Below are 7841 nucleotides of genomic sequence, written 5' to 3'. Positions count from 1 at the left end.
CCTCCTGTCCCACCGACCTCCTGTCCCACCGACCTCCTGTCCCACCGACCTCCTGTCCCACCGACCTCCTGTCCCACCGACCTCCTGTCCCACCGACCTCCTGTCCCACCGAACCCCGCGTCACGCTGGACCTCGCGCCCCACCGACCCCTACGCCCCACTGGACCTCACGCCCCACCGACCCCTACGCCCTGCCGAACCTCACGCCCCACCGAAGCCCTGCCCGGCTGGACCTCGTGGCCTGTCGGGCCCCATGATCCGCCAGGCGCCGTGACCCTGCGGACCTGTGATCCGCAGACTCGTGACACGCGTCACCCCGGTGACGTGTCGAGCCGCGGACGCGCCGAACCCCCTGGACGCGACCGAAGCCCTGAACGCCCTGGGATGCGCCGGACCCTATGGCACCGCCAACCCACCGACACCCTCACACGGCCCATCACCCCACGACGCGACCGGCCGCGCGCGGCGCCTGCTCGCCGCGCTACGACCGCCGTCGACGGGGGCCAGCCCGACATCGGCCGTCAGATCCCCTCGGAAGCCGGAAGCGCGGCAGCGGCAAGCTCTTCCAACCCAGCACGCTGATCATCAGCGCTCAACCGGATCGCCACACGCTCCCCCCCACAGCCGCATAGGCGTTGTGAGTCACCCGGAAGCGGCGGCAGGCGGGCGGCTCGCGGGGCTGTCTCGGGCCAGAGCGAGGAGAAGCCGAGGTGTTCGGCTTCATGGGCCAGCTTGATCACGGGGCGTGGTTCGTGGACGCCGCGGGTCGGGAGGCCGTATCCGATTTCCTGGGGTCACCGTATGCGTTGACTTCCTGTTTTTGAAGTCGTAGATTCAGCTTCAGGAAGCTACGAGAGGATGTTTCATGAGTAAGGCGCTGTACACAGCTGAAGCTCGCGTTACCGGTGGGAGGGCCAACGGGCACGCCACCACGCCCGACGGGCAGCTCGACCTCACGCTGCGCCACCCCAAGGAGTTGGGCGGCGACGGGGCTGGGACGAATCCGGAGCAGCTGTTCGCGGTCGGGTACGCGGCTTGCTTCTCCAGCGTGCTCGAGCTGGTCGGACGGCGGCAGAAGCTCGAGGCGAAGGACGCTGTGGTCGACTCCAAGGTCGATCTCGTGCCGGTGTCGGGCGGGCGGTTCGAGCTGGCGGTGGCGCTCGACATCACGCTGCCCTCGGTCGAGGACCCGGAGAAGGCGGCCGCGCTGGTGCGGGCGGCGCACGAGGTGTGCCCGTACTCGAACGCGACCCGGGGGAACATCCCGGTGTCCCTCGTGGTCAACGGCGCCCAGCTGTAGCCCACACGCTGTCGCAGGACCTCTCTGGCCGTACGGTCACCTGATCCGTCGGTGAGGATCCCCCGCCCCGCAGGGCGTCGTGCGAATCCCTGCTGACGACGTAGCGCGCCCGGGCGGGCCAGGGGGCGTGGCGGCGACGCTTGGGCTGTGGGCGATACGGCTTGTGGGCCGGGCGCGGGGTGTTCGACGGTGGCGCGCAGGAATGCCCGGTGTGGGGCTGGGGTGAGTAGTGCTGAGCGTTGGGCGCGGGGTGCTCAGCGGGTGGTGCATTGGTGGTGTCCGGCGCGGGCGGCGCTGAGCGCGGCTGGGTGGTGTGTGGCTGGGGTGCAGTCGGCGGGGCCGGGTGGGGAAGCGGGGCGGGGTCAGGGGGTGTCGCGGCTTATGGCGGGGTTAGGGGAGGTCGTGGCGGGGGCGCGGCTCAGGGCGGGGCTAGGGGAGGTCGTGGCGGGCGCCGCGGCTCAGGGCTGAGTCGTGGAGTTCTACCTCGGCCGGGGATGCCCCCCTGGGGAGGGTGAAGAGCAGGGTGCCGGTGAAGGTGGTCCCTGCTTCTACCCGGGTGGGGGTGATCTCCTTGCCTGCCTTGTCGAGGAGCTTGGCCGCGTCGTGTTTGGTGCCGTCCTCATCCAGGAGCTTCTGTTGGCCCGGGTAGAGGACTCGGGCTTCTGGGCCGGTGTTGTTGACCCTTATCTGGATCTTGCAGGTGCGGGTTTTGGCGTCTCGGGCTGGTTTGGGGCAGGTGGCGTCGGTGATGGTGAACTTCAGGATGCCGTCCTGGATGGGGCCGTCGGCGCTTCTCGCTGCTGGGCCGAAGAGCCATGCCAGGGCTGCCAGTAACACGACGAACAGCACCAGGCCGATCGCCAATGCGGTCAGGCAGCCGGTCAGGCCTCGTGAGCGTCGGCGCGGCGGGGTGAATCCCGGGCGGGGCATCACTGGGGCCTGGGCGTACGGGGGCATCGTGGGGCGGGGGCCAGGTACGCCGGTGACGGTGTGCTGTGGGGGAGGGGCGTGGCCTGGGCCGGGCATGGGGCCGCGCGAAGCACCCGGCGCCGGAGCATGCGAAGGCGCGGCCGGACCGTGCGAAGGCGCCGCAGGGCCGTGCGCAGACGGTGCGGGGCCGTGTGAGGACGGAGCCGGACCGTGCGATGACGGTGCGGGGCCATGCGACGACGGAGCCGGACCGTGCGAGGACGGCGCAGGGCCGTGGGAAGACGGCGCTGGGCCGTGGGAAGGGCCTGGGGTGGGGGGTGGGGGCAAGGGGCCCTGGCCCGTGGTGGACCAGCCCGGTGGCGGTGGTGGCTGGCGGACGCGCTGGCCAGGAGGGGGAAAAGCGGGCAACTCCGCCGGGTTCCAAGAGCTCGACAGATGCTTGGTGGCCGCCAACTGCGCCCCAGGCTCGTCGGCAGCCCCCACCAACTCCAGCAGCAACTGCTTCGCAGCAGGACGCCGAGCCGGGTCCGGGTGGATCGCCGCCGCCACCAACCGGTCCAGCGGCGCGGGCAGCCCCCGCAGGTCCGGCGGCGCCGTACGGGCACGGGCCGCCATCACGTAGGCGTCCCCCTCCCCGAACGGGTGCCCGCCCAGCCCCGCGTAAGCGACCAGCGACCCCCACGCGAACACATCGGCCGCAGGCGAGGTGCGGCCCTCGAAGACCTGCTCGGGCGCGATCCACCCCGGTGTCCCCATGACCATGCCCGCGTTGGTGTGCCGCGCGTTGACGTGGGTGGAACGCGCCAGCCCGAAGTCGATCACCCGCGGCCCGGCCAGCGTCAGCATCACGTTGGCCGGTTTGAGGTCGCGGTGCACGAGCCCCGCCGCGTGGATCGCGGTGAGCGCCGCCGCCACCCCGACAGCGGCCGAGTGCAGGACCGACGGCGGCAGGGCGCCGTGCCGCATCAGGTGGTCTTCCAGGGAGACCCCGTCGATGTACTCGGTCACCAGGTAGAGGACCCCGTTGTCCTCGCCGTGGTCGAGGACGCGGGCCGTACAGAAGGAGGCCACCTTCTGCGCGTTGGACACCTCTTCGTGGAACCGCGCCCGGTAGACGGGGTCCGCGGCGAAGTCGCGGCGGATCGCCTTGACCGCCACCTGCGTGCCGTCGGCGGCGCGCGCCAGGTAGACCGTGCCCATGCCGCCGGACCCGAGGCGGGAGATCACCTGGTAGGGACCCACCGAGGGTGGATCCTCAGCGTCAGAGGAGCGCCCCTGCTGCCCCAATGTTGCTGTCCTCTCGCCGTCGTCATCCGCCGGACCGACCGACGTTCAACCCCGACTCTAATGGACTTCGTGTCGCAGCGTCAGTGAGTGTTCCTCCAGCCGCCGCGCCGCCAGCTTCAGCTGCGACGAGGCGCTCATGCACCGCATGATCTGTACGGCCAGCGCCTTGTCGAGCCACGGCGGCGCGACCCGGGTGGCGCGCAGGGAAGCGGCCAGGTCACGCAGCCGCAGGGCCAGCTCCACGAGCTCGTCCGCGTCGGCGCGCAACTGCCTGACCCGCCCGGCGAGGGGACGGGGCGCGGGCACCACGCGCGTCTGTGTCTTCATCGGGGTACCTCCCTGTCGCGCAGCCGGTACGCCTGGGACCTGGTCACCGGCCCGTGGTAGCGGCTGATCTGGCTGTCGATGTGCTCGCGCTCCTCGTGCAGGAGCTCACGCAGGTCCCGCAGGTACACGGCGATGCTGTGGCACTGCGGGAAGCGGTGGCTGGCCTCGGTGTAGTCGACGACGTACCAGTCGGGGTGCAGGTCGAAGCAGGTCCCGGCGCCCACCCCGTCCAGCGCGGGCACGATGTCGTGCTGGTTGGTGACCGAGGCCACCCAGGTCTCCGGGTCGGCGCAGACCTTGAAGTCGATCGGCGACCCCACGCACACCGCGTGCGTGACCCGGTAGCGCGCGCAGAACCTGGCGTCCTGGGCCAGGTTCATCACGGCGGCCCCGCCCTCGCTGTGCCCGACGAGCGCCAGCTCCGCCCCCGCCGGCACGCCGAAGGCGACGATCGCCTTGCCGAGCGCCCGCACGTAGGGGGAGTCGCCGAGCATGGCGTTGCGCCCGGCGCCGACGAAGTCCTGCGGGGTGTCGTTGACGGGGCTGCCGAGGTCCATGCCCGGTGCGTGGACGACGTACCGGGTCACCCCGTCAGGGCCGAGGACGGACTGCAGCAGCACCCGCCCGTTGGTGCGCAGCACCGCGATGTTCGACAGGAACGCGATCAGCCCGCCGGAGGAGGCGATCTCCGGCTCCAGCTCGGCCGGTTCCGCCGCGCCCTCCCCGGTGTCCCAGTGGGTGACGGCCCTGGTGGAGATGCCGAGCAGCGGTTCGGCCTCCGGCTGTTTGCCGGTGGCGATCGACCAGCCAGAACCGTCGTTGAACGGGTTCTCGTCCTGCAGCGCCCGGATCGCGAGCACCTCCATGGCGATCGGCGCGATCGACGACAGCGCGGAGGAGGCGCCCCTGCGCTTGAACATGGCGCGCAGCGTCCTGGTGGCCTCCAGGTCGCGGTCGGCCAGGACGGCGTTGACGAGCCTGCGCGTGCTGGGGTCGTCCAGCAGCTCGGGGTGCTCCAGCGCGACCGCGTCGATGCGCAGCCGCAGCGAGGTGACGGCGACGCGGGCGGCCAGGCTCTCCTGCCCGGCCATTCCGCCCAGCCGCCCGGTCACGCCGCCGAAGGCGAACCCGAGCCCGGTCCGGTGAGTGACGGCCCGCAGCAGCGCCCCCTGCGCTCTGACGCCGGTGACCGGCGAGCGCAGTACTGAACCGTTCAGTTCCCTGTCGCTCAGCAACGCGGCCGTACGGTGACCGATGGCGCGGATCCGCTCCGCCACCGCGACGATCTCAGCGGCGGCCCGCTTGAGTTCCCCGGTGCTCATCGTGACTCCTCGGCGAGACGCGGCGGCTCCTCGGTCAGGCGCGGCTCCCTGGTCAGGCGTGGCTCCATGGTCAAGCGCAGGTGCATGGTGTCGAGCATCAGCGGCAGCGGGTCCCCCAGCGGCCGCTCCAGCACCGGCCTGGCGAGGGCGAGCAGCGCCTCCAGGAAGGCGGTGCCGACGTGCAGCGCCAGGTTCATCCCCTTGCACTGCCCCGGCCCCCTGCTGAACGGCCCGAGCAGCCATTCCGCCTCGGCCGTCCCGTCCATCCAGATCTCCGGCGCGAACCGGTCGGCGTAGGGGAGCTGCGGGCTGCGCGCGTGCAGGATGAGTGGGATGAGCACCCCGGTGCCCGCGGGCAGCGTCTCGCCGCCCCAGGTGACCTCCGAGGTGATCGTACGCATCAGAGCCGGTACGGGCGCCCACAGCCGCAGCCCCTCCAGCAGGCAGGCCCGCACGTAGGAAGGGGAGAGGGACCCCCCGGGAAAGGAGGCCAGCAACGCGAGCGCCTGCATCAGGCCAGGCGGGGGAACCGTGAAGCCCATCAACCAGAAGGCCGCCTGACGCGCGGGACACACCTCCGCCCCCGGAGCCAGCGAGGGGATGAGACCGGCGAGGCTCCCCGGTTCAGCCCGCGAAAGGTGCCCGGCGATCAGCGCGTCGTAACGCGCCGACAGCCGCGCCTGCCTGCCCCGCCGTACCCCCAGCCAGTTGCCCGCCCGCCGCAGCCCGGCCAGCACCTCGCTGAGCTCCGTGTCGTCACGTGCGCCCTCGCCGTACAGGCAGCGCCTGGCCACCCGGTTCCAGCAGTCGTTGACCGCGGAGTAGGTGAGCACCCCCGGCACCAGGGTGGCCGCCTCCTCGGCGGCGACGCGGGCGAACCCCTCGTAGAGCTCGGAAACGCCGAGCACGGACGTGGCGAAGGCGCTGCGGGAGATGCGCGGCCCGCCCCTCGACAGCAGGAGGGTTCCGTCGAGGAACGGGCCGAGTCCGCTGAGTTTCTCCCTGCTGGCCAGCGTGAACACCTCGTCGGAGCCGGTCAGCACCCGCTCGATGTCCGCCCGCTCCAGCACCAGCACCGTCGGCCCCGACACGCCGCGCACCAGCACGGAGCGCCCGCCGTACCGCTCGCGCAGCCCGGACAGCACCCGCTGGGCACGCGCCATGGTGTCGAGCCTGGTCGTCAGCGCGTGCCCGCGCGGCGAGGAGGTGATCGTCCCGCGCGCCAGGCTGGGCAGGAAGAACGTCGTCGCCAGCGCCAGGTTCTCCCGCGCGGTGGCGCGGGGCAGCCCGCCGGTCGAACGGGCCCCATCGCGGAGCAGGCCTTCAGTCATCGAACACCTTCCCGGGGTTGAGCAGGCCTGCCGGGTCGCACAGCCGCTTGATCTCGCGCTGCAGCCGCAGGCTCTCCGGATCGAGCTCCTTGCGCAGCCACGCGCGTTTCAGCAGGCCGACCCCGTGCTCGCCGGTGATCGTCCCGCCGAGCCGCAGCCCGGCCGCCATGATCGCGTCGTAGGCGGCCTCCGCCCGCCGTACCGCGTCCGGATCGTCCTGGTCGAACAGGACGATGGGGTGCAGGTTGCCGTCGCCCGCGTGGCCGGTCGCGCCGATCCACAACCCGTGGTCGAGCGCGATGATCTCCAGCTGGTCGATCAGCGTCGCCAGGTGGCTGCGCGGCACGGCCACGTCCTCGATGAACGCGGTGGGCCTGCCGCCCATCCCCGCCATGATCGCCAGCATCGCGGCCGCGATGAGCCTGCGCAGCCCCAGCGCGTCCTGACGGACCTCGACCCGTACGGCTCCCGCCGCCCGGCACAGCGCCGCCATCGCGGCCACGTCGGCCGCCTGGTCGGGCCCGTCGCTCTCGGCGATGAGCGTGGCCGCGGGCTCCACCGGGTGGCCGAGGTCGCGGATCGCCTGCATCGTGGTCCTGTCGATCAGCTCCAGCGCCGACGGCGTGTGCCCGGCGGCGATCACCGCCGCAACCGCGGCCCCCGCGTCGCGGGTCGAGGCGAACGCGGCCAGCAGCCCGGAGGCGGGCCCGCGCGCCGGACGCAGGGCCAGCGTCGCCTCGACGATCACGCCGAGGGTGCCCTCGGAGCCGACGAACAGGTGGGTCAGGTCGAGCCCGGCGACGCCCTTGACGGCCCGCCTGCCGGTGCGCATCAGCCGCCCGTCGGACAGGACGACGCTGAGCCCGAGCACGTAGTCGGCGGTGACCCCGTACTTCACGCAGCAGATGCCGCCGGCGCCGGTGGCGATGTTGCCGCCGATCGTGCACGTGTCGCGCGACACCGGGTCCGGCGGGTAGCACAGGCCGTGCTGGGAGACGGCAGAGGCGAGCGTCGCGGTGACCACGCCTGGCTCGCACCGCACCAGCCGGTTGGCCGGGTCGATCTCCAGGATGCGGTCCATGCCGGTCAGCGAGAGCACGACGCAGCCGTCGACCGCGTTGGCCGCTCCGGCCAGGCCGGTCCTGGCGCCCTGCGGCACCACGGGGACGCCCAGGCGGTGCGCGGTGCGCATCACGTGGCGCACCTCGTCGACGCTGGTGGGAAGGGCCACGACGGCGGGGACGCCGGCGGGGCAGAAGGGGGCGCTGTCGCGGAGGTGGCCGCCGGTGTCGAGGAGGACGGGGCAGCCCTCGCGCAGCGATTCGATCAGATCCAAGGGGGACCT

The 7841-nt window shown here is 72.4% G+C and carries 6 protein-coding genes; 1 reads left to right on the top strand and 5 read right to left on the bottom strand.

From position 1 onward, the window contains the following. The first annotated feature begins 864 nt into the window (after positions 1-864). Positions 865-1299, top strand: a complete 435-nt coding sequence (locus ACIBG8_RS12885; RefSeq protein WP_397342859.1) for an organic hydroperoxide resistance protein — start codon at positions 865-867, stop codon at positions 1297-1299. Positions 1300-1728: 429 nt separating this feature from the next. On the opposite strand, the gene ACIBG8_RS12880 is transcribed toward ACIBG8_RS12885, so the two are convergent. The 5 genes from ACIBG8_RS12880 to ACIBG8_RS12860 form a co-directional block, all read right to left on the bottom strand. After that, entirely contained in the window at positions 1729-3471 is a 1743-nt protein-coding gene (locus ACIBG8_RS12880) for a protein kinase (RefSeq protein ID WP_397342858.1), read from the bottom strand. A gap of 102 nt (positions 3472-3573) precedes the next feature. Then, positions 3574-3843: a hypothetical protein gene (locus ACIBG8_RS12875; protein WP_397342857.1), complete on the bottom strand. Its 270-nt coding sequence runs from the start codon at positions 3841-3843 to the stop codon at positions 3574-3576. Continuing rightward, entirely contained in the window at positions 3840-5165 is a 1326-nt protein-coding gene (locus ACIBG8_RS12870) for a hypothetical protein (RefSeq protein WP_397342856.1), read from the bottom strand. Before ACIBG8_RS12870 ends, ACIBG8_RS12875 begins: the two co-directional genes overlap by 4 nt. Beyond that, positions 5162-6496, bottom strand: coding sequence for a cytochrome P450 (locus ACIBG8_RS12865; RefSeq protein WP_397342855.1), 1335 nt, complete (start codon positions 6494-6496; stop codon positions 5162-5164). Before ACIBG8_RS12865 ends, ACIBG8_RS12870 begins: the two co-directional genes overlap by 4 nt. Next, the gene (locus ACIBG8_RS12860; RefSeq protein ID WP_397342854.1) at positions 6489-7832 is read right to left on the bottom strand and encodes an FAD-binding oxidoreductase; all 1344 of its coding nucleotides are present in this window, start codon (positions 7830-7832) and stop codon (positions 6489-6491) included. Before ACIBG8_RS12860 ends, ACIBG8_RS12865 begins: the two co-directional genes overlap by 8 nt. Between the last annotated feature and the right edge of the window lie 9 nt (positions 7833-7841).

The sequence above is a fragment of the Nonomuraea sp. NPDC050556 genome, from assembly GCF_044457355.1.
Taxonomy (GTDB): Bacteria; Actinomycetota; Actinomycetes; order Streptosporangiales; family Streptosporangiaceae; genus Nonomuraea.
Note: the sequence above shows the minus strand (reverse complement) of the source record. Positions and strands in the feature narration are given on the sequence as shown.

Bases quoted from the DNA above. Each gene is read 5' to 3' on its own strand.
- ACIBG8_RS12870 (WP_397342856.1), bottom strand. From the start codon at position 5,165: ATGAGCACCGGGGAACTCAAGCGGGCCGCCGCTGAGATCGTCGCGGTG.
- ACIBG8_RS12875 (WP_397342857.1), bottom strand. From the start codon at position 3,843: ATGAAGACACAGACGCGCGTGGTGCCCGCGCCCCGTCCCCTCGCCGGG.
- ACIBG8_RS12885 (WP_397342859.1), top strand. From the start codon at position 865: ATGAGTAAGGCGCTGTACACAGCTGAAGCTCGCGTTACCGGTGGGAGG.
- ACIBG8_RS12865 (WP_397342855.1), bottom strand. From the start codon at position 6,496: ATGACTGAAGGCCTGCTCCGCGATGGGGCCCGTTCGACCGGCGGGCTG.